Origin of the sequence: Streptomyces sp. NPDC047880, assembly GCF_040706515.1 — a bacterium.
Taxonomy (GTDB): domain Bacteria; phylum Actinomycetota; class Actinomycetes; order Streptomycetales; family Streptomycetaceae; genus Streptomyces.
Genome location: NZ_JBEZOK010000001.1, coordinates 25,221 through 44,986, shown reverse-complemented (window position 1 = coordinate 44,986; position 19,766 = coordinate 25,221). Strand labels below are relative to the sequence as shown.

Here is a 19,766-nt window from a genome sequence, read left to right as displayed (position 1 = left end):
GGGCCCGCCGAGACCAGAGCTCCCGGCATCCACCAAGACCAGAGCTCCAGGGCCCGCCGAGACCAGAGCTCCCGGCATCCACCAAGACCAGAGCTCCAGGGCCCGCCGAGACCAGAGCTCCCGGCATCCACCAAGACCAGAGCTCCGGGGCCCACCGAGACCAGAGCTCCAGGGATCCGCAAGAGCCGCCGGGGCTCCCGGTCCGCTCACCCGGACGGCCCGTATCGCTGGTGGCCGGGCGTTCGCGGTGGTGCCGTAGGAGCACGTACCCGATCTTGGAGAGCCGCCCCGTCCGCAGGCCCCTCCATGAGCCCCCCGCAGGAGGCACCCCGATGACCCACCCCGCGGCCACCCGTGCCCTCCTGGCCTGCACGCTGTCGGCGAGCGCCCTGCTGGTCACGGCCGGCTGCTCCGTCGGGGACGAGCCGCGGCCCCGGTGGTTCTCCGCCTCCGCGTCCGCCTCCGGCGCGTCCCCCGCCGTCGAGCAGCCGTCCGGTTCCGGAGCCGCCCTCACCGAGGCGCAGGCCCGCGCCGCACTGGTCACCGAGGCCGATCTGGGGGAGCCGTGGGTACCGTCCCGGGGCGCGCAGACCTGGCGGGACGGGCTGCTCAAGGCGACCACGGAGGGCCGGGACTGCCAGCGGCTGCTGGACGTCCTCTACACGGAGGAGCCCTTCGGCAGCCCCAAGGGCCCGCAGGCGACGTCCGCGCTCGACGACGGTGACACCGACGCCCAGTTGCGGTACCGGGTCGCCGCCCACCCCCCGGCGGACGTGGACCGCACGCTGGACTGGATGAAGTCGCTGCCCGGCACATGCGGTGAGTTCACGGCGGCGACCACCCGCGGCGGCATCCAGGGCGTGGAGGTCCACGACCTGCCGCTGCCGCCGGTCGGGGACGCCCGGCAGGCTCTGCGGGTCATGCTGGCCGGCGAGACGGAGGAGGGGGAACTCACGTACCTCACCATGGACATCGCCGCCGTCCGCGTCGGCCAGGAGGCGATCACCCTCACCAACGCGGGCCTCGACGAGGTGTACGCCGAGGTCACCCAGCAGGCCGCGCAGCTCGGGGCGCAGCGCCTGGCGGAGATCAGGAAGCAGGGCAGGGCGCAGATCTGACAGCCCGCTCCCGGCAGGTCAGTACCGGTCGAACCGCGTGCGGTGGGCGATCACGTCCCGCGCCACCTCGAGGGCCGTGCGCCCGTGCGCGAAGGCGTCCGCCCGCAACCGCGCGAGCGCGTCGTCCGCGGCCACGCCCAGCTGCGCCATGATCATGCCGACGGCCTGGTAGACCTCGTCGTGGTCGCTGGCCAGGCCGCTCAGCCAGTCCTCCCCGTCCGGTGTCCCGGGCTCGTCGCCGCGCGGCAGTGCCATCAGGGCCACGGTCATGACACCGGCCACGACGCGCGCCATGTGCAGCTCGCGGTCGGTGAGCCCGCCCGGGCGGTCGCGGTACAGGTCGAGCGTGCCGACGCACACCGGGCCGCTGCCCAGCGGCACCGCGTACACCGCCCGCACCCCGGCCTCCGTCGCCTGCTGGGCGAAGACCGGCCACCGCCCGGCGTCCCGGCCCGTGGTCAGATCACAGGCGAGTACGGGCGCGCCGTCCTCCAGCGCGCTCTGGCACGGGCCGTCGCCCAGCGTCGCCTGGATCTGCGCCAGGTGCGCGGCCTGCTCGCTGCTCGCGCTCAGCTGCACGGGCATCCCCTCGCTGCGCAGCGACACGCTCGCGCCGATCACCGGCAGCAGTTCCACCGCCACCTCGCACAGCCGGCCCGGCACCTCTCCGGGCGCGGCGCCCCGCATGCCCCTGGCGATGGCGTCGGCGGCCCACGCTCCGTCCGGGTCCGGGCCGTCACCCCCGGCGCGGCCAGGTCCCCGGTCGCCGTCGTGGGCGTCTCCGGGATCGTCACTGGGCCGCACGACCACCGCCTCCTTCGCTCACCGCGGCTTGCGCCGACACCGGTTTCCGGGCGGAGCCACGGCGGGGCCGGGCCACGTGCGCCCTGCGGGGCCGTGGTGCGGCCGGCCGTACTCTCCGGCCCGGTGCCCGCCGCGCACCGGGCCGGGACCCTGGGGAACCGTGCCCCGACTACCCGTTGAGGGTGGGGCAAAACACCTGCCCGGAGCCGCCGGCACGGGGTACGGCCTCAGCGTTTCCCGTACGGGTCGTCCGGCCGCGGCATCCGCCGCGCGGAGTAGGCCGCGAAAACCTGGTTCCTCACAGAGGGGGCTGTGCGGGAGCGGGTCCGAGGGTGGTGGTGCCGGGGGCCGTGCGGTGTCCGAGGCCCGTCCGGTACGCGTCCAGGGCGGCCTCCACCCGCCCGGTCCGCCGCAGCAGGTCGCCCAGCAGCCGGCACAGGTCGGCCAGGTCACCGGCGGCGCCGGCCCGCTCCAGCAGACTCAGGGCACGGACGTAGTGCTCCTCGGCGTCGTCGGTGCGGCGGGCGTCCTCGGCGATGATGCCGAGCAGCCGGTGCGCGGCGGCGGCGTGCACGGCGCCGCGCTCGGGGGACAGCTGCCCGAGGACGTCGTGCAGCAGGGCCGCCGCCTCCTCGGACCTGCCGCGCCGGTGGAGCACGTCGGCCAGTTCGACGGTGACCTGGCTGCTGTAGAGGGCGGCGCGCTGGGCCGACAGCATGCCGAGGGCCTGCCGCAGTTCCTCCTCGGCGCGTTCCAGCCGGCCCTCCTGGGCGTAGACGTAGCCGCGCATCCAGTGGCAGTTGGCCAGTTCCGTGCGGAGCTGGAGGCCGCGGTAGAGCTCGGCGGCCTTGGCCAGGGAGGCGTCGGCCTCGGCGAGGCGGCCCTCGGCGACCAGGGTGCGGGCGACGGACCGGTGCATGCGGGCGACCAGGGCGGGATCGCCGGACCGCGGGGCGAGGGCCAGGGCGAACTCGGCGGCCTGGGCGGCGCGTGCGTGGGCGCCCATGTCCATGTACGGGCCGATGGCGCTGGCGTAGAGCAGCAGCAGGGCGTCCGGGTCGTGCAGTCCGCCGCGGTTGAGTTCGTCGAGAGTGGTCTCCAGCAGGTAGACGGCGTAGCGGAGTTCACCGGCGAGGTAGTGGGCCACGGCCCGGCCGCGCAGGGCCGGGACACGGGCGGGCAGGGGGGCGCCGGCCAGGCACTCCTCGGCCCGCTCGAAGTACTGCCGCCCGGCCACGAGCTCGCCGGTCTCCAGGGCGCACTCGCCGAGCCCCAGCAGGGCGGCGGACCGCTCGGCTGCCAGGGAGTGCGTCTCGGCCTCGACGAGCAGTTCGGCGTACTGCGCGGCCGCCGCCTCGGCGTCACCGGCGGCGAAGGTGCGCTGGGCCTCGGTCAGCCGCAGCCGCAGGCCGGTCACGAGCCGGGCCGAGCGTCCGCCGGCGAGCTCCTCGAAGGCGACGCCGAGCCGCTCCGCGAGATGCCGCAGGGCGTCGTCGGAGGGCCGCACCCGGCCCGACTCGAGGGTGGAGATGTAGGCGGGGGTGTACACGGGTTCCGCCAACTGCCTTTGCGTCAATCCGCGTTCCACCCGCAACCGCTGCACCCGGCGGCCGATGGTCCCCGGATCGTCACGCTCCCCCACGCCAACTCCCCCTGCGGCTCTTGCCGTTCGCCCTGGACTGCCCCTAGGTTAAACGGAGTGTTAAGCAGGATTGTCGAACCTGCTTAATACGTTGCCGCCGTAGTCGCCGCCCCTGTTGCGAGGTCGCCGTGCTCGAACGCACACGCACCGCCGAGCGGTACGCCCGAGGCTTCACCGCCGCCCTCGTCGCCGTGGTGACCCTCTTGCTGGCAGCGAACGCGGGGCCGGCCCGGGCCGAGACGCCCCGCCCGGGCTCGCAGGCCGTGGCGGACTCCGCCCGGTGAGGGAGAGTGCGAGAGCGGTCACTTCATCGCCTTGAGCCGGCTGCGGGGTGTGGGGACATCACAGGAGCCGGGTGGAGTGCGTCGCGCGGGGCGCCTCAGGCCCCGTCGCCGCGCGAGCGGACGTACCGCCACCCGAAATAGCACACCCCCACCGCCCCGCCGGCCACGCCGATCGCGCACGCCGCCGTCGCCCAGGTGGCCATGTCCTGGGTGATCCACAGCAGGCTCACCGCGACCAGGGCCAGGGAGATCAGGAGTCGTTCTCCGTGGCCCGGTCCGTTGCGGCCGGTCAGTCCCCGGTGGCCGTGCACTTGTACGTCACGCCCTTCATCCTGATGTCGCGCCATCCCGCCTTCACCGAAGCCTCGGCGGGCGCGACATCGGTTCCGCCACCCCCGCCACTCTCCTTCTTCCGGCAGTAATAGCCGAGTGCGTCGAGCTTCTTGATGTCGCTCATCGCCTGGTACTTCTTGTAGGACGCGATCATGGCCGCGCGCTTTTCCGCGGGCGTGGCCTCCTTCGCCTTCGTGTAGGCGTAGCACCCGATACTCGCACCGATCCCCACCCACGAGGCACCCTTGGCCAGGGCCTTGGTGAGACCTGCCGCGCCGCTGCCGATCCCCAGGACCGCGCAGATCTCGTCCGCTCCGGCGCGCACCTGCGGCTGCGCCGGTGCCGCCTGTGCCGTCTGTGCGCCGACACCGCACAGCGCGCCGGTCATGACGAAGGCGATGACAGAAGAAATTCCCTTGCTTCGTACGCTCACGAAGACCGTCCCCGATTTTGAATTGCATGCCGAACTGGCATGGTGAACTGCATGGCGAATTGCATGGTCAGTGCGAAATTGAGGCTACCCACGGGGAACGGACAGCCGCAATGGAGGAAGTGTGAACATCACCGGGAGGAAATTCAACCGGGCAAAACCTTTTTCAGCGCCTCGTCAAGACTCTTCGCCACCTGTGCGTCCCGTGGCCGGGGCGCACCGGGCGGGCGGGGGCCGCACAGGGCGTCGAGTTGGGTGATGAGGGTCTGTGTGACGGCGCCGTACAGGGGCGTACGGGGGCGTTGGACGGCCTCGCTCAGGGCCGGCAGCAGGACGTCACGGGAGTAGCTGACGCCGCCCGCGAGCAGGTCGGGTGCCTTCAGTTCGGCGCTCTCGCCCGTCGGGGACGCCGATGCGCTCCCGGAGTACGCGGAGGCATGCCGGCACTCCGGGGTGGTGCCGGGAGCCTGGTACGCGGAGGTGCGCGTCGCGGCGAACCCGGCGCGCAGCAGGCAGCGTTCACTGTCCGGGTCGGTCAGGAACGCGATCAGTTCGGCGGACTTCGCGGCGCGCTGCTGGGAGGTGGAGGAGGTGACGGCCAGGTTCTGTCCCCCGAGCACGGCCTTGCCGGGCAGCCGGGTCACCCCGAGGTTCCCCCTGAACGTCTCGTACAGGGCCGGGTAGACGTACGGCCAGTGCCGCAGGAACGTCGTGCGGCCCTCCGCGAAGGCGCTGAGCGATTCGGCCTCGCGCGACCCGGAGGCCTCCCCGAGCAGGTACGGCGACGCCGTGCGCTCCCGCAGTTCGGTCATGCCGGCCGTCAACCGCTCCTCGTCGGCGGCGTACCGGCCGTCCTCGTCGGTCAGCGCGAAGTCCGGGACGGCCGAGGCGAACGCCTCGATCGCGTTGACCGTACGGCCCTCGTAGGCGGCGAGCTGCGTGGTCCAGCCGTCCTTGTACCCCCGGGGCTTCGGCCGGTCGTTGACGGTGTCGATGAGGTCCCGGAGGTCGTCCCAGGTCACGCCGCCGCTCAGGTCGGTGCGGGAGGTGCCGATGCTGCGCAGGTGGTCCTTGCGGTAGTACAGCAGGCCCACGTCGCTGTTGAAGGGCACCGCGTACCGCTGGCCGTCCCAGAACGACGTGCGGTCGACGGACGGGATGATGTCGGCGGGCGACTTCACCGCCGTGCCGGTCAGCGGGCGGATCAGCCCGGCGGCGGCGAACTCCGGGATCCAGGTCACGTCCAGGTTCACCACGTCGTACTCGGCGCCGCCCGACTGGAGCGCGCCGAGCAGCTGGCTGCGCTGCTGGTCCGCGGAGCCGGGCAGCTCCACCAGGCGGGCCCGGTAGCCCTGTTCGCCCTCCTTGGCGTTCCAGGCGTCGATGAGCTGCTGGCGGATGCCGTTCTTGCCGGTGACGTCCTGGCCGCTGGCCACCACGATCCGGGGCGGCTCGGTTCCCTGCGGCTGCTGCTCCCTCGCGTCCCCGGCGGTGCAGGAGGTGAGCGCGAGCAGCGACGACAGCGACAGTGCGGCAGCCGTCAGGCGCACGGCGGCCCTCAGGCGTACCGCGGCTGTCAGGCGTACCGCGGCCGTCACGTGTACCGCGGCTGTCAGGCGGCGGGCCATCATTCCACCCCCGATCCGGTGCGGGCGACCTCGTCCAGGAGGGCGGGCACCAGGTCGTCCCCGACGTCCAGGCAGCGGCCCCGGCCGGCCGCGGCGATGCGTGTGGCGGGGCGGCCCCGGTCGCAGCCCGAGTTGCGCAGGGACACCATGACGACCGGCACCCCCGCGTCGCCGCCGGCCCGGTCAAGGACCTCCTCCAGGGCCTTGCCCGTCAGCCGGCCGTCGTCCTCGCCGTCGGTGAGGTACACGATCAGCTGCGGCTGCTCGTCACCGGTGCCGCGCTCCCGCATGAACGCCAGCGCGTCCAGCAGCGCCCCGTGCGGATCGGCCTCGGCGTCCCGCACCTCGGCGCGGTCCAGGGCGCGTTCGGCGTCGGGGCGCTCGTGGGTACCGAAGTCCAGCAGTTCGGTGTGGGTGCGCCCGCCGGTGCCGTGCACCGCCCACACCCCGTACTCGTCCTCCCCGCCCAGTCCGGGCAGGGTCTGCTTCAGGATGCCCGGGCCGCCGCTGGAGCCGTCCCAGCGCCCGGCCATCGAACCGGAGCTGTCGAGGAGGAACAGGACCCGGCCGGGACCGTGCGCGTTGCCGTAGCGCTCCAGGGTCAGGTCCATCTCCGAGGGGTCGGCGGCCTTGGCCGGACGGACCGACCCGGCGAGGCCCGCGGGTGCCTCCTCCGCGGCGAGCAGGCCGCGCTCACCGGTCGCCGACCGGAAGCCGTGCCGGCCGAGCACCGCCCGGCCGCCGTCACCGGTCAGCCAGGCGCGGAAGCGGTCCACGGCGTCGTCCCGCGCCTCGGCGTCCCGGTCGCCGTCCTCCCAGCGCACCCGTACGAACGCCGGCTCCAGACCGGGCACGTCGTCGGGGTACGCGGCGACGCGCGGGGCGCGGGTGACCGGGTGGCAGCCGATGCCGCTCTTCAGCAGGAACTCCGGTACCAGCGCCGCGCCGTGGCGGTCCACGGCGTCGTCGGCGGGCAGCGCGCACAGCAGCCGCGCGGCCGAGGGCTCGGGCCGTCCGGCCCGGCCGAGGCGCAGCTCGGCGGCGCGCGCGTCGGCGTCCTCGCCGTACAGGCCCATCGTGGCCAGCAGCGCCGCGTCGGTCAGTTCCGGCGCGGGACGGTGCAGTTGGGCCTCGCCGTCGACCCGTTCGAGGTCGGTGAGCAGCTGGGACAGCGACCGCCCGGTGGGTTCGAGGCCCGTGCCGAGTGTCTTCGGCACGGCCAGCACGACCGGGGAGTAGGCGATCGGCTCGGCCTCCGCCTCCAGCCGGGCGAAGAGGCGGTCCTCCCGCGCCGCCGCCACGTTGACCCGGTCGAGGTCGGCGCGGGTGGCGGGGATCCACACGTCCGGCTGCGGGCCGACGTCCCGCTGCGGGTTGTCGTCCTCGCGCGGCTGCTGCCAGGCGTCGGTCCGCTTGCCGAGCGCGGTCACGACGGCCGCGGCACCCGCGCTGTAGACGGTGACGCCGCTGCGCCGGCAGCCGTCGCCGGTGGTGTTGAGGTCCGAGGTGACGTAGGCGTCCGCCGCCGCCCGCACCGCCGGTTCCAGGTCGGGGTCGGTGAGGACGCGCAGTTCCAGGGGCGGTGCGCAGGGGCCGGGGTCGCCGGTCAGGGCCAGGATGCCGTAGCCGCCGGCGCCGGTGGCGAGCAGGGCGAGCAACGCCGCCAGCGTCGTACGGCCGGACCCGGGGACGGCCTTGCGGGCGCGGGCGAGCAGCTCGCGCAGCCGGCTCTGCCAGGAGGCGCCCGGGGGAGGGGGCGGGAGCACGGCGGGGCCCGCGGCCAGCAGCACGTCCGCCTCCGGGTCCCAGGGGGGTGCCAGGGCCTGCGGCCGCTGCGGGTCGTCGTCCTCCGCCTTGTACTTCGCCGCGGCCATCCGCTCCTTCACGGCGGCGTACAGCCGGGACAGCCACACGTCGCCGCCCTCGTCGAGGACACGGGTGAGTTCGCGGGTGAACGGTGTGGCCGCGTCGGCGTCCCCGCCCAGGATGCAGCGGTTGGGCTGGACGCTCATCAGCAGCTGGATCTTGTGCTTCTTGCGCTTCGGATCGTCGAGGTGGTGCCAGATTCCGGCGGCGTTGCCCGCGTAGCAGCAGTCGAGGATCACCACCACCCGCTCGGCGTGGCTCTCGGCGAGCTCGCCCAGCACCTCGCTGAAACGCACCGAACCGGGCAGCCCGTGGCCCATGAGCACCCGCGCGGTGCGCATCTGCAGGTGCAGTTCGCTGCCGGAGGTGGAGGTGACGGCGTGCCCGGCGAAGTAGAGCAGCAGCAGCCCCCTGGCCTCGCGGCAGGCGCGGCGCAGCGCCCCCGTGAAGTCGTCCGGGGTCGGTGAGGCGAGGGCCCTCACCTCACCCGCGCCGAACACCCCGCCCCGGTGCAGCGCGTCCTCCAGGGACGTCCGGTTGTGCCGCACGGCCGGGAGCTGACCGTTCACACCCTGGGGATCCGGTGCGACGTGGTCGTACTCGGACACACCGGCCAGCAGCGCCCGGTTCGCCTTGTCGCGCGGGTCGAAGCGGCTCACCGCCTACTCCCCGTCGGAATCCAGCGGGCGGATCTGCGGCTCGGGGTCGCCGCCCTGCAGCCGGCGGCGGTTGTTCGTCCAGGTCTTCACCGCGCGGGCGGTGTACTCGGTGAGCGCCGCGACGGTGACGAGGTCCCCCAGGATCTCCAGCACCAGGTCGAGGTCGGGCCCGAGCCGTCCCGGGGGTCCGTCGGTGCCGGGCTTCGCCTCGATGCGCAGCTGCCGCCGGGAGACCAGGTCCTCCAGCGGTTCGTCGCGCTCCAGCCACGTCTTCAGAGCTCTGACGTCGTCCATGGTCGCGCCGGCGCCCAGCCGTACGCGCACGCCTAAGACAGCCACTTCGTCCCCCTCTGTCATGTCCGACATCATGACATCGGGTCAGGCTCCCGCGGCAGACCCGTGACGTGACCGGCGCGAGCGATTGCACGTCCCCTTCACGCCACGCGCACACGGCACACACGGCTGAGGGGCCCGTGCACGGTGGGTGTCCGGTTCCCTCGTGGAGCCCGGCCAGCCTCTTCAGCGTCGCCGGAGGGCCGCACCCGGACCGACTCGGGGTCGAGTGCCCGGCTGAGGGGGCGTATCCCACGGGCTGGATGCCGGTCGCTCAGGGGCGGGAATCAGCCAACTGAGCGATCGCCCACCCACAGACGTCTCCCTCGTGCTTCACATGCGTCTCACGGGTCTCAACTGCTCGGCTGCACAAGGGACATGTCACCTCAGCGGCTTCCACCCCGATGAAACGTTCAGGCCATTCCTCGAACTGAACGATCTGTATGTCGGCACTTCGGCTACGTTCGATGCCTATTGCGAGACTTGCACGGGGCAGCACGACCAAACTGCCCCACCAGGCGACCGCCCGACCAGCGGGAGCTTCACCAGGGGGAACATCGCTCATGCCTTGTCGCTGCCTTTCGTGCACACCGATGTGACCCGTGGTGGTCCCTCGCCGGTTGCACCTGTGCCCAATCCCGGCGGAGCGTCTGCGAGATGACGCATATGGTCCTGAATCAGCTCTCCCTCGAACAGGAGCACCTGACTTATGCGCACACTGATACGTTTCACTGCTCCGGCGGCCGCACTCGTCTCCCTTCTCGCCGTCACCCCGCAGGCCATGGCCGATGACCACGGCCCTTCGGGCAGCAGCATGCGCGTCCCCGGGACCAGTGTCGCGTTCTCCGAGAGCGGAGCCCGTGACGCCCAGACGCGTGCGATCGCGGCGGAGAACCCTGCCGCTGTCAGCGCCACCGCAACACTGTGCGGATCCGGGTACGAACTCGAGGCCGCCGAGCAACTCCCGGACGCGCGCCGATTCGGCACCCTGTTCACCTACACGAGATCCACGACCAGCATGTCGGGGGCTTGCGCGGTGTTCGACAACAACCTCGGCACGGCGAAGCACATGAAGCTGAAGCTGTGCCCGAACAAAGCCGGCGTGGCCTGCAAGGTGGACGAGGGAACCTACTCACAGTACGCAGGGCCGGTCAAAGGCGAGGGCAACCACGACGCCGGCTGGAACAATTGTTCCCGAGTGACCGCGATCATGTGGTCGAGCGGCGTCGCGATCATCGACCGAGCCAGGTACGTGGCCCCCTGCGACTGACCATTCCGGGCGTCCGCGTACCAGCGTGCCGTCTTTCGCCCGGCCCCCCCAACTGCGGGCGGGGCCGGGCGCCCACGGCCACGGCCACGGCCACGGAAGATCACCAACAGTGGCGGTGAGCACACCTCCTGCTGGTTCACCGTTCGAGTCACGGGGCCAAGGGGTTTGACGTAACAGCAGGCACAACGCATGGACGCCTGAGCTCGCCCCGTCGGCCTTCGCATCGACGCTCACCTGCGGCCGGCGAGTGGCCGCAACGCACCCGTCGACGCCCTTCGATCATGACAACGACAGCCCAGGACGCCGCGGGCAGGACGTCTCGTGCCATAGGCCGGTGTCGTGTGCATCCGCGCTCCAACCCGTCAAGCAGTCCAGGAGATCCGGCATGGCCGACGAGAAAGTCCTCGAAGCGCAGAAGTGGGTCAACTCGACCTATGCCAGCGTGTCCGGCTACCAGAAGTGCCCAGAAGACGGCAAGGTCGGCTGGCCCACGATGTATTCCTTCATCATGGGGCTGCAGAAGGAGCTGGGCATCAGCCCTGTCGTGGCGAACTTCGGCGACGGCACCGTTTCCAAACTCGCAGCGCTCGGCGAACTCGGAAGCGGCTGGGCAAAGAACAAGAACATCGTGAAGATCATCCGATACGGATTGTTCTGCAAGGGCTACACCGGCGGATACTCCGACACCGGCTTCTACGACCCGGACATCGAGCTTGCTGTCAAGAAGATGCAGAGCAACATGGGCCTCTCGCAGAGCGGCAGCCTCCAGGCGAAGGTGTTCAAGGCGCTGCTCAACATGGATGCCTACGTACTCACTGCCGGTGGGTCGGAGGAGGTCCGCTCCATCCAGCAGTGGCTGAACGGTCGCTACTGGACGAAGAAGACGGTCGACATCGGCCCGGCCGACGGCCACTATTCCCGCAATGTCCAGCAGAACCTGATGAAGGCACTCCAGCTGGAAATCGGCATCGCCGAAGCGGACGCCACCGGCAACTTCGGGGCCGGAACGCAAGCCGGCATCAAATCCAAGGCCGGCGTCTCGGAAGGCTCGTCCGGAATCTTCGTCCAGTTGTTCTCCGCCGCGTGTGTCTTCAACCAGCCGATCGTCACCGTGAACGCAAACGGCGATACCGTTCAGACGAAGACGGTGTTCAAGACATCGTTCGACAGCAATCTGACCAGCTTCGTCACCACCTTCCAGCGGTTCTCCGAAATATCCGCCAATGGCCGTGGCGACTACGCGACATGGGCTCAACTCCTCGTATCGATGGGAGACCCGGACCGACCGGTCACCGCCTCCGACACCGCCTACACGATCACGGCGTCACGCGCCAAGAGAATGTACAGCGACGGGTACCGCTATGTCGGCAGGTACCTCAACGAAGCATCTTCCGGCGGCGGTTCGAAGATGCTTGAAGAAGGTGAAATCTCCAATATCTTCAGTGGTGGACTTCGGATCTTCCCGATCTTCCAGGACAACGGCAGATCCCTGTCCGAGTACTACTGGGGGAACGGGTACACCCACGCGAAGAAGGCCCACGACCAGGCCGTGCACTTCGGTTTCAACCGAGGGACGATCATCTACTTCGCCGTCGACTACGACGCCACCGACGCCGATATGCCGGCCATCCTCGAGTACTTCCGAGGCGTCGCGTCCGGGCTCGGGAGCAAGGGGAAGCGGTACGTGCACGGCGTGTACGGCTCTCGACACGTATGCGCCGAGGTCACCAAAGAGACCTACGCCCGCTACTCGTTCGTGTCCGGCATGTCCTGGGGATTCTCAGGCAACCTCGGCTATCCCCTGCCGGCGAACTGGTCCTTCAATCAGATCAAGGAATACCAGGTCACCAACGGAACAGACACCTTCTGGCTCGACCGGGACGCTCACCGCATCGGCAGCGACCCCGGCCAGAGCAGCGTCAACAGACCGTCGTCACCCGCGGATGAGTTCGTCAACTACATCAAGTCCCTCTATGACTTGGCCAAGGCATACGGCAAGGGCAACCCGAACCAGCTCGTCATGGAATACCTGCGCAGCGACGCGTACGACGACAACCAGTGGCGGGCTCTGATCGGTAAAGTGGACGGCGGCTTCGTCTCCTATGTGAACAGCCGCAACCTGAGTATCTGGCCGGAGTTCAAGGATCCGTTCACCGGTCAGCACCTCGGAATCGAGCACTTGATGGCCACGGCGAACGGCCAGTTCGTCAAACCCAACCCGGCGGGGGGCATCAGTCTCGGTGACGTCGCCGGCTGGGGCGGCGACCTGATGACCCTGTACGGCGAATGGCGGCGGGACCACGACACCTACGCCTCCGGCGCCACCTACATCAACGACAAGATGGGCAAGATCGGCGTCGCGTCCAGCTTCGGCTTCACCGACCTCGTCGAGGACGCCGACGGATACCTCATCGCCCAGGCCGTGCGTGGCGGTAAGAACATCGTCGACGCGGTCCGTGATCACTACCAGGGCAGCGGCGGTCTCACCCGGTTCAGGGACTACCTGAAGCAACGGTTCGGCGGCACCATCAGCGAGGCAGCCGCTCAGGCGAAGAAGATCCTCACGGACGAGCCCGCCAGCGGGGACGGGGTCATCCTGGTGGGCGGCCGCGCGAGCCTGATCCAGAAGTTCGGCGGCGTACCCACCCTGATGCCGCACCTCCTTCCTTCCGACCAGCTCAACGCGTGGTGCAACGCGTTCGGCAACAACCTCGCTCAGCACGCCTCCACGGAAACGCTCCGGCGAGCGCAGTACCAGGCAAACCAGCGGCGTCTCCTCGGAGCGAAGTAGCGTCAGGACGCATGACATTCTTCGCGCTCTTCGGCCCGCCCGCGATCACGCTCCTCCTCTTCGTCATCGGAGTGTTTCCGTACGCGCTGTGGGTGACCAGGAAGAAGCCCTCGCGGACGGCCCGCCTGGCCGCGGTCGGGAGCGCGGCGGCTCTCGCCGCTTACGGTGCCGGAACCTTCTACGGCCTCGCCTACACGAACCCACTTGACCTCTGTGCGACGAAGACCGCCAGTGGCGACTACCTGGACTCCGGGCGGGACTACCGCCTGACGTCAGCGACCGTCCACCATTTCCCCCCGTCCGTCACCTGCCATTGGAGCAGCGGATACAGCACCAACGATGTGTCGTTCTGGGTCACACCTCTGCTTTTCGCGGGGCTGGCCTGCGCCACCGTCTGTTTCACCCTGATACTCATCAACCGCTCTCAGCGCAGAAGGGCCCCCCATGACAACGAGTTTGACGCGTAGACGGGTTCTCGGCCTCGGGGCCGGGGCAGCGATAGCCGTCGCGGCCGCCGGACCGGCACAGGCCGCCCCTGCCGCCGGCGAGCGTGCCTGGACCAAGTGCGAATCGGCAAACGGCTGGCCCATCCTCGATCGCGCCGGAAAGTTCCGGGTCGAAGGCACCAACGTCGACGTTTCCCTGGCGGAGGGAGACGTCGCAACAGTTCTTCTCCACGTGGCCCGCCGGTTCGCCTATGAAGTCGACATGCTTCTGCCCGGTGACCTCCAGGGGCACACGACGGAGCGTGCGATCAGCTCGGCATTCGAGTCGAATTACCTGTCGGGCACGGCCATCGCGATCCGGCCCGTGCACTACCCGCTCGGAGCCGATGTCAAGAACACCGGCATGAGCGAAGCCGAGCAGATCGTCGTCACGGACATCCTCGCGGACTGCGAAGGCGTCATTGCCTGGGGCGGGCATCTGCAGCCGGTGAAACAGTCCCACTTCCAGATCGCCGTCGAGCCCGGAAATCCTCGGCTCAAGCAGCTTGCCGACCGCATCCAGGGCTGGAACAGCGCACCGGGCAGGGGCGCGGGAACGATCGATGCCTTCGCGCCGGCGAGGCGTCGCCGGGCCGCTCGATTCCAGTAGATCCGGGGAACGCCGCCCCGTCTGAGATTCGTGTTCCGGTTCCGGCGGGGCTCGGAGAGCTGCTCACGTGGCTTCGTGCACTTCTTGCGGTTCCGGCTCGCTTTACGTGAGCTGTGCACGCTGGGTGACAGCTGGGGCTGGAACCGGGCTCCGGGAAGGTACCCGAACCGCGACAGGGGTCCTCAGCCCTGGGTCTGCAACTGCCGCATCTGCCGCTGCACATGGTCCAGCGCCCCTTCGCGGCGGCCGGGCACCCGCTCACGCAACGCGGCGAGCGCGGCACCCAGTTCGCGGGCGGGGGCGGGGTCGCGGACCTGGCCCCACTGGTGGTGCGCCCGGTCGACGGCGGCCTCGACGGCGGGGGCGTCCGGCGCCTGCCCGGCGTTCAGGCGGGCGGTGGCGATGGTCAGCCAGGTGCGGCAGCTGCGGGCGGCGTCCCCGGCGAACATCGCCAGGTCGGCCCGTACCTCGGCCCAGTGCAGGGCCTCTTCGGACGCGGGCCCGTGCGCGGCGACGGCGGACTGCTCGTGCCGGGCGGCGAGCGCGTCGGCGTCGGCGTGCCGGCCGGACTGGACGGCGGCGGTGATGGCGGCGTGCGGATCCCCGCCCGTGGGACCGGGCGTGCTCAGCACCAGGTCGGTGCCCGCGCTCTCCGGCGCGATCCGGGTCAGGGCCTGCTGGTGCAACTGCTCGACCGGCGGCCGGAATCCGCTGCGCAGGATCGTCGCGACGGCCTTCATGTACGCCGGCTGCGCGACGCCCCGTCGGGACGGCGGGGGCGCGATGCGACCGTGAACGGCGTTGCCGCGGCCCGAGTCCAGCGGGGTGCCGCGCAGCAGTTGCCAGGTCTCGGTGTCGGCGTGCAGGTCGAGCAGAAGGGTCGTGGCGCCGGCGGGCCTGAGGCGCAGCTCCTCCCGGAACCAGTGCCAGGGGAAGGCGGTGTAGCGGACGGTGGCGGGGGTGGTGCGGGCGAGTGCGAGGTGGGGCAGGCGCTGGCGGCGGTCGAGCTGGAGCTGGCCGGCGACGTACACGGTGAGGGGTCCCGGGGCCGCGGCGGCGGCGCGCAGCCGGGTCAGGACGGCCTGCGGTTCCAGCGGGTCGGCGAGTTCGACGACGTTCGCGGTGTCGGCGCCGGACAGCACGGCGGGCGGTACGGCGGCGAGGACGGGGAGCACGGAGGCGGCGTCCACCAGGCGCCCCCTGCCCACCGGCGAGGCCGCCAGCAGCAGCACGGTTCCGGGCATGGCCCCACCCCCTGTGTCGATCACGTACGTCAGCACGGTATCCGCTGCGGCTGCAAAGGTGGGTCTCAGGACCGCAAACGTCCGCCTTCCGGGGCTTCGCGCCCTGTTCTCCTGCGGAGGGCGAAGACGGTCGTGTCGTCGGCGAGGCTCCCGCCGCCGTGCCGCAGGGTGCCGTCGCGTACGAAGGCGGCCAGGCGGGCCGGTTCGGCGGTGCCCGGGTCCTCGGCGACGGCCCGGGCCACCTCGTCGGCGAGCGGGTAGAACGCCCCGGCGCCGTCCCGGGCCTCGGTCACCCCGTCCGTCACCAGCAGCAGTGTCTCGTCCCCGGCGACCCGCCACCGCCGCGGTCGCGGGGGCCCGGCGCCGAGATCGCCGAAGCCGAGCGGCAGCCCCGGCGCGGCCGCCAGGGTGCGCACGCCGCCGGGCCCGACGGCGAGCGGCGGCTCGTGCCCGAACAGCATCACGTCCACCGCCTCCTCCTCGTCGTCGGGGAAGGCGAGGAGTACGGCGGTGGCGAACCGGTCGCCGTCGAAGCGGCCCAGGGCGACGGTGTGCCCGCGGTGCCGGATCATCCGCGTCTCCAGCCGTTCGGCGACCGTCGTCAGGGCCGCCTCGTGGTACGCGGCCTCACGGAACGTGCCGAGCAGCGCGGCCGCCGCCTCGACCGCGCCCAGGCCCTTGCCCTGCACGTCGCCGACCAGGACGCGGGTGCCGTGCGGGCCGGGCTGGATGTCGTAGAAGTCGCCGCCGACGCGGGCGTGGGCGTCGGCGGTGAGGTAGACGCCGGCGTGGTCGAGGCCGCCCCAGCCGGGCGGCAGCGGACGCAGCACGGTACGGCGGACGGTGTCGGTGACGTCGCTCATGTGCAGCGCGCGGTTCTCGTCGCGCACCCGGACCGCGCAGGCCAGGGTGGCGAGGATGCCGCCGAGGGCGACGAGGACGAAGTCGGCGCGGCCTGCCCGGTATTCGTGGGGCCAGGAGCTGTCGGCGACGACGTACGTCACCAGGGAGAGGACCGCGAAGAGGGCCGTGCCCCACACTCCGCAGATCGAGGCGGCGATGGCCGGGACCAGCACGATCCAGGAGATCATCCGGAACTCGCCGATGGTGTGGTAGTCGGCCACCGCGATGGCGACGAGCAGCAGCAGCGGCGGGAGCCAGGCCACGCTGCGCCCCCGCACCCGCAGCAGCTCCTGCCGCCGCACGGCGTCGGGGCGCCCGGCCCGGGCGTGCCGGACGAGCGGGCCGGGCCGGACGTGCAGGCGGTGCCGGACGGGCAGGCCGTGCCCCCCGCGGTGGCGGCTCACGGCCCCAGCGAAACACGGGGCCGCACCGGCCGCATCCCGTTCGAGGCGCTCGCCGACTTGCCAGGGGCTGTCCTCAGGTGTGCCCTGGTTCCAGGGGCAGGGACAGAGAGGAGAGCTGTCATGGCTCATGCGGCACCCGCCTCACGCAGGATGATCATGCCCGGCCGGAGGCCGGACGTCTTCGGCCCGCGCGTCCACGTCGCCGTGAAGGTCGGCCTGCCCGTGGTGCTCGGGCTCGTCTACGGCTACTGGGCCGCCGCCATCCGGCGCGACGCCGGGCCCATCACCGGCTGGAACCTGCTCTTCGGCTTCCTCACGGCGCTGGTGTTCGCCGTGGTGTTCGCCGCGGTGTGCGCGCTGGCCCCGCTGCTGCCCCGCGAACTGCACGCGGTGTGCTGGTTCGTCTTCTCGGGCTGCTCGGTCGGCTTCCTCTACAGCCAGAGCGGCGCGTCGGTGTACAGCTCCGCCGGTCTGGGGCTGGCGGTGGGGGCGGGCGTCCTCGCGATGGTGTTCTACCGCTACTACACGCACGAGGACGCCCAGGGCCGGCGCATCGGCTGAGGGACACCCGTTCGGGCGAGCCCGGCCGCGGGCCCCGGGCGGCCTCTCGTCGCAGGTGGAGCGCTCCGCCGCACGGCAGGCGGGCGGCCGGACGGTGGCGCAGCGCTCGCGGGCCGGGCCCGGGGGCCGTTGCCTGGAAGGGTGTCCGAGCACGACCGGGCGCCCGGAGCCGGGAAGGCGCCCCCACGATCACGGAACGCCCTGTCGGCCGTTCTGCTGGTCCTCGCGTGCCTGCTCGTGCCGGTCGGGGCGCTCGCGTCCTGGGCGGCCGACGGGCTGACCGACACCGGCCGCTACGTCCGGACGATGGCGCCGCTCGCCGGCGACCCGGACGTGCGGCACGCGGTCGCGGACGCCGTCGGCGACGGCGTCCTGCGGGAGACCGGGCGCCGGGCGGACAGCGGCCCGCGGCCTGCCGCGGTCGAGCCCTTCGTGCACGACGCGGCACGCTCCTTCACCCGCACCGAGACCTATCGCACGGCCTGGGACGCGGCGAACCGGGCCGTCCACGAGGCGGTGCTGCGCGCCCTGCGCGACGACGGCGCCCGCGGAGCCCCGGTCACCGTCGACCCCGCCCCCGTCATCGCCCGGGTCAAGCGGCAACTCTCCGACGATCACGTGCCGTTCGCCCACCGCATCCCGGTCACGCACACGCGGATCCCGGTGCTGCCGGCCGACGACACCGACCGACTGCGCAAGGGGTACCACGTGCTGGACACCGCCGCCTTCTGGCTGCCGCTCGCCGCCGCCGTCCTCGCGGTCGCCGGGATCACCGTCGCCGCGTGCCGCCGCAGGGCGCTCACCGCCCTCGGCCTGGGCACGGCCCTGGGGGGCGCGCTGCTGGTCCTGGCCGTCGCGATCGGCCGCCGTCTGACCCTCGCCGACCTGCCCGACGCCCTGCACCGCCCGGCCGCGGGCGCCGTCTACGACGCCCTGACGGCCACCCTGCGCACGGTGTCCTGGCTGCTGTGCGCGCTGGGCCTGGCGGTGGCGGCCGGCGCCTGGGTCACAGGCCGGTACGGTCCCCGGCTCGCCGCGCGGCGACGTGCGCGAGGGTCCGCAGTGCCCGGCGCAGATCCGGTTCCGGAGCCGACGCGAGCCCGAGCCTGACGGCGTCCGGCGTGTGCCCGGGGGCGACGGCGAAGGCGGGGCCGGGCGTGACGGCGATGCCGTGCGCCGCGGCGGCGGCCGTGAAGGTGTCCGCGCGCCAGGGGGCGGGCAACTGCCACCAGGCGAAGGAGGACGCCGGGCCGGACCGTACGGCGAAGCCGGCGAGTTCCTCGGCGAGGATCCGCTGCCGCCGTGCCGCGTCCGCCCGCTTGGCCGCCACCAGCCGTGCCACCGTCCCCTCCGCGGCCCACCGCACGGCCGCCTCCAGCGCGAACCGCCCGGCGCTCCAGCCGCCCGAGCGCACGGCGTCGGCCACGGCGGCGACCCGGTGCGGCGGCACGACCAGGAACCCGGCGGTGAGCCCCGGAGCGACCCGCTTGGAGAGCCCGTCGACGACGTGGGTGAGGGCCGGGGCGTGCACGGCGAGCGGATCACCGGGCTCCTGGAGGAAGGACCAGATGCGGTCCTCCACGACCGGCAGGTCCAGGTCGTGGACCAGCTGGGCGAGTTGCAGCAGCCGCGGCCGGCTCGTCGTCAGGGACGTCGGGTTGTGCAGGGTCGGCTGCACGTAGAGGGCGGACAGCGGCGCCGTGCGGTGCGCGGCGGCGACGGCCTCCGGGAGCAGCCCGGCCGTGTCCCCGGCCAGCGGCACCAGTGTGATGCCGAGCCGTGCCGCGATCTCCTTGACCAGCGGATACGTCAGCTGCTCCACCCCGACCCGGCCGCCCGGCCGGACCAGTGAGGCAAGGACGGCGGCGATGGCCTGCCGGGCGTTGCCGGTGAACAGCAGCCGCTCCGGCGCGGGCCGCCAGCCGGGGGTGGTGAGCAGTGTGGCCGCCGCCTCCCGCGCGGCCCGGGTGCCGGTGGCGGCCGCCGGTAACAGCGCCTCGGCCAGCACGTCGGGACGCAGCAGCGGCGCGAGGACGGGGGCGAGCAGCTCCGGCTGGCCGGGCGCGGCGGGGTAGTTGAGTTCGAGGTTGACGGGCGCGGCTCCAGGGGGTCCGGGTTCGATGAGCGCCTGCCCCGCCGGTCCGGCCGGTGCGGCCCGTACGAAGGTCCCGCGCCCCACCTCCCCGACGACCAGTCCGCGCCGCACGAGTTCGCCGTAGACCCGCCCGGCCGTCGACGGGGCGATGCCCCGCCGCCGGGCGAACGCCCGCTGCGGCGGCAGCCGTTGGCCCGGCCGGAGCCGTCCGGTGGCGATGTCGTCGGCGATGCGGTCGGCGATGCGCCGGTAGTCACTCATCGGCCGGTCTCCCCCTTGGATTGCACCGAGAGCAAAGATCTTATT

18 protein-coding genes are annotated in these 19,766 nt (G+C 72.1%); 8 read left to right on the top strand and 10 right to left on the bottom strand.

Going from position 1 to position 19,766, the window contains the following annotated elements:
* The first annotated feature begins 332 nt into the window (after positions 1-332).
* Positions 333-1,118 carry a hypothetical protein gene (locus tag AB0937_RS00195; protein ID WP_366708640.1) on the top strand — a complete coding sequence of 262 codons (786 nt, stop codon included), beginning with the start codon at positions 333-335 and terminating at the stop codon, positions 1,116-1,118.
* A gap of 18 nt (positions 1,119-1,136) precedes the next feature.
* On the opposite strand, the gene AB0937_RS00190 is transcribed toward AB0937_RS00195, so the two are convergent.
* A complete protein-coding gene (locus tag AB0937_RS00190) occupies positions 1,137-1,928 on the bottom strand; it encodes a GAF and ANTAR domain-containing protein (protein WP_366708638.1) in 792 nt (263 codons plus the stop codon).
* 292 nt (positions 1,929-2,220) lie between these two features.
* Positions 2,221-3,564: a tetratricopeptide repeat protein gene (locus AB0937_RS00185; RefSeq protein WP_366708636.1), complete on the bottom strand. Its 1,344-nt coding sequence runs from the start codon at positions 3,562-3,564 to the stop codon at positions 2,221-2,223.
* Positions 3,565-3,692: 128 nt separating this feature from the next.
* Between AB0937_RS00185 and AB0937_RS00180 the strand changes: the two genes are divergently transcribed.
* A complete protein-coding gene (locus AB0937_RS00180) occupies positions 3,693-3,848 on the top strand; it encodes a hypothetical protein (RefSeq protein WP_366708634.1) in 156 nt (51 codons plus the stop codon).
* Between the two features lie 95 nt (positions 3,849-3,943).
* Here AB0937_RS00180 and AB0937_RS00175 read toward each other — a convergent pair whose 3' ends face one another.
* From AB0937_RS00175 to AB0937_RS00155, 5 genes are all read right to left on the bottom strand, one after another.
* Entirely contained in the window at positions 3,944-4,159 is a 216-nt protein-coding gene (locus AB0937_RS00175; protein ID WP_366708632.1) for a hypothetical protein, read from the bottom strand.
* Positions 4,138-4,614, bottom strand: coding sequence for a hypothetical protein (locus tag AB0937_RS00170; protein WP_366708630.1), 477 nt, complete (start codon positions 4,612-4,614; stop codon positions 4,138-4,140). Before AB0937_RS00170 ends, AB0937_RS00175 begins: the two co-directional genes overlap by 22 nt.
* Before the next feature lie 143 nt (positions 4,615-4,757).
* The gene (locus AB0937_RS00165; protein WP_366708628.1) at positions 4,758-6,161 is read right to left on the bottom strand and encodes an extracellular solute-binding protein; all 1,404 of its coding nucleotides are present in this window, start codon (positions 6,159-6,161) and stop codon (positions 4,758-4,760) included.
* A 77-nt stretch (positions 6,162-6,238) separates the two neighbouring features.
* Positions 6,239-8,764, bottom strand: coding sequence for a substrate-binding domain-containing protein (locus AB0937_RS00160; protein WP_366708626.1), 2,526 nt, complete (start codon positions 8,762-8,764; stop codon positions 6,239-6,241).
* Between the two features lie 3 nt (positions 8,765-8,767).
* The gene (locus AB0937_RS00155) at positions 8,768-9,103 is read right to left on the bottom strand and encodes a hypothetical protein (protein ID WP_366708624.1); all 336 of its coding nucleotides are present in this window, start codon (positions 9,101-9,103) and stop codon (positions 8,768-8,770) included.
* A gap of 703 nt (positions 9,104-9,806) precedes the next feature.
* Between AB0937_RS00155 and AB0937_RS00150 the strand changes: the two genes are divergently transcribed.
* The 4 genes from AB0937_RS00150 to AB0937_RS00135 all read left to right on the top strand — a co-directional run bounded on the left by AB0937_RS00150 (position 9,807) and on the right by AB0937_RS00135 (position 14,253).
* Entirely contained in the window at positions 9,807-10,367 is a 561-nt protein-coding gene (locus AB0937_RS00150) for a hypothetical protein (protein ID WP_366708622.1), read from the top strand.
* A 385-nt stretch (positions 10,368-10,752) separates the two neighbouring features.
* The gene (locus AB0937_RS00145; RefSeq protein ID WP_366708620.1) at positions 10,753-13,158 is read left to right on the top strand and encodes a glycoside hydrolase domain-containing protein; all 2,406 of its coding nucleotides are present in this window, start codon (positions 10,753-10,755) and stop codon (positions 13,156-13,158) included.
* Between the two features lie 11 nt (positions 13,159-13,169).
* Complete coding sequence (locus tag AB0937_RS00140; RefSeq protein WP_366708618.1) at positions 13,170-13,625, top strand: hypothetical protein; 456 nt, start codon at positions 13,170-13,172, stop codon at positions 13,623-13,625.
* On the top strand, positions 13,603-14,253 hold the full coding sequence (locus tag AB0937_RS00135) for a hypothetical protein (RefSeq protein WP_366708616.1): 651 nt from the start codon (positions 13,603-13,605) through the stop codon (positions 14,251-14,253). Before AB0937_RS00140 ends, AB0937_RS00135 begins: the two co-directional genes overlap by 23 nt.
* Before the next feature lie 182 nt (positions 14,254-14,435).
* On the opposite strand, the gene AB0937_RS00130 is transcribed toward AB0937_RS00135, so the two are convergent.
* Together AB0937_RS00130 and AB0937_RS00125 are read right to left on the bottom strand one after the other, a co-directional pair.
* Positions 14,436-15,497: a hypothetical protein gene (locus AB0937_RS00130; protein ID WP_366708614.1), complete on the bottom strand. Its 1,062-nt coding sequence runs from the start codon at positions 15,495-15,497 to the stop codon at positions 14,436-14,438.
* 65 nt (positions 15,498-15,562) lie between these two features.
* Positions 15,563-16,702: a PP2C family protein-serine/threonine phosphatase gene (locus AB0937_RS00125; protein ID WP_366709320.1), complete on the bottom strand. Its 1,140-nt coding sequence runs from the start codon at positions 16,700-16,702 to the stop codon at positions 15,563-15,565.
* Between the two features lie 222 nt (positions 16,703-16,924).
* On the opposite strand from AB0937_RS00125, the gene AB0937_RS00120 reads away from it, so the two are divergent.
* On the top strand, positions 16,925-17,365 hold the full coding sequence (locus AB0937_RS00120; RefSeq protein ID WP_366708612.1) for a hypothetical protein: 441 nt from the start codon (positions 16,925-16,927) through the stop codon (positions 17,363-17,365).
* A gap of 141 nt (positions 17,366-17,506) precedes the next feature.
* On the top strand, positions 17,507-18,475 hold the full coding sequence (locus AB0937_RS00115) for a hypothetical protein (RefSeq protein WP_366708610.1): 969 nt from the start codon (positions 17,507-17,509) through the stop codon (positions 18,473-18,475).
* On the opposite strand, the gene AB0937_RS00110 is transcribed toward AB0937_RS00115, so the two are convergent.
* Positions 18,372-19,721, bottom strand: coding sequence for a PLP-dependent aminotransferase family protein (locus AB0937_RS00110; RefSeq protein WP_366708608.1), 1,350 nt, complete (start codon positions 19,719-19,721; stop codon positions 18,372-18,374). The two genes, AB0937_RS00115 and AB0937_RS00110, sit on opposite strands and share 104 nt — an antisense overlap.
* Positions 19,722-19,766: the final 45 nt, after the last annotated feature.

Coding starts and splice junctions, on each gene's coding strand:
- AB0937_RS00120 (WP_366708612.1), top strand. CDS start 16,925: ATGGCTCATGCGGCACCCGCCTCACGCAGGATGATCATGCCCGGCCGG.
- AB0937_RS00135 (WP_366708616.1), top strand. CDS start 13,603: ATGACAACGAGTTTGACGCGTAGACGGGTTCTCGGCCTCGGGGCCGGG.
- AB0937_RS00110 (WP_366708608.1), bottom strand. CDS start 19,721: ATGAGTGACTACCGGCGCATCGCCGACCGCATCGCCGACGACATCGCC.
- AB0937_RS00195 (WP_366708640.1), top strand. CDS start 333: ATGACCCACCCCGCGGCCACCCGTGCCCTCCTGGCCTGCACGCTGTCG.
- AB0937_RS00130 (WP_366708614.1), bottom strand. CDS start 15,497: ATGCCCGGAACCGTGCTGCTGCTGGCGGCCTCGCCGGTGGGCAGGGGG.
- AB0937_RS00140 (WP_366708618.1), top strand. CDS start 13,170: ATGACATTCTTCGCGCTCTTCGGCCCGCCCGCGATCACGCTCCTCCTC.
- AB0937_RS00150 (WP_366708622.1), top strand. CDS start 9,807: ATGCGCACACTGATACGTTTCACTGCTCCGGCGGCCGCACTCGTCTCC.
- AB0937_RS00145 (WP_366708620.1), top strand. CDS start 10,753: ATGGCCGACGAGAAAGTCCTCGAAGCGCAGAAGTGGGTCAACTCGACC.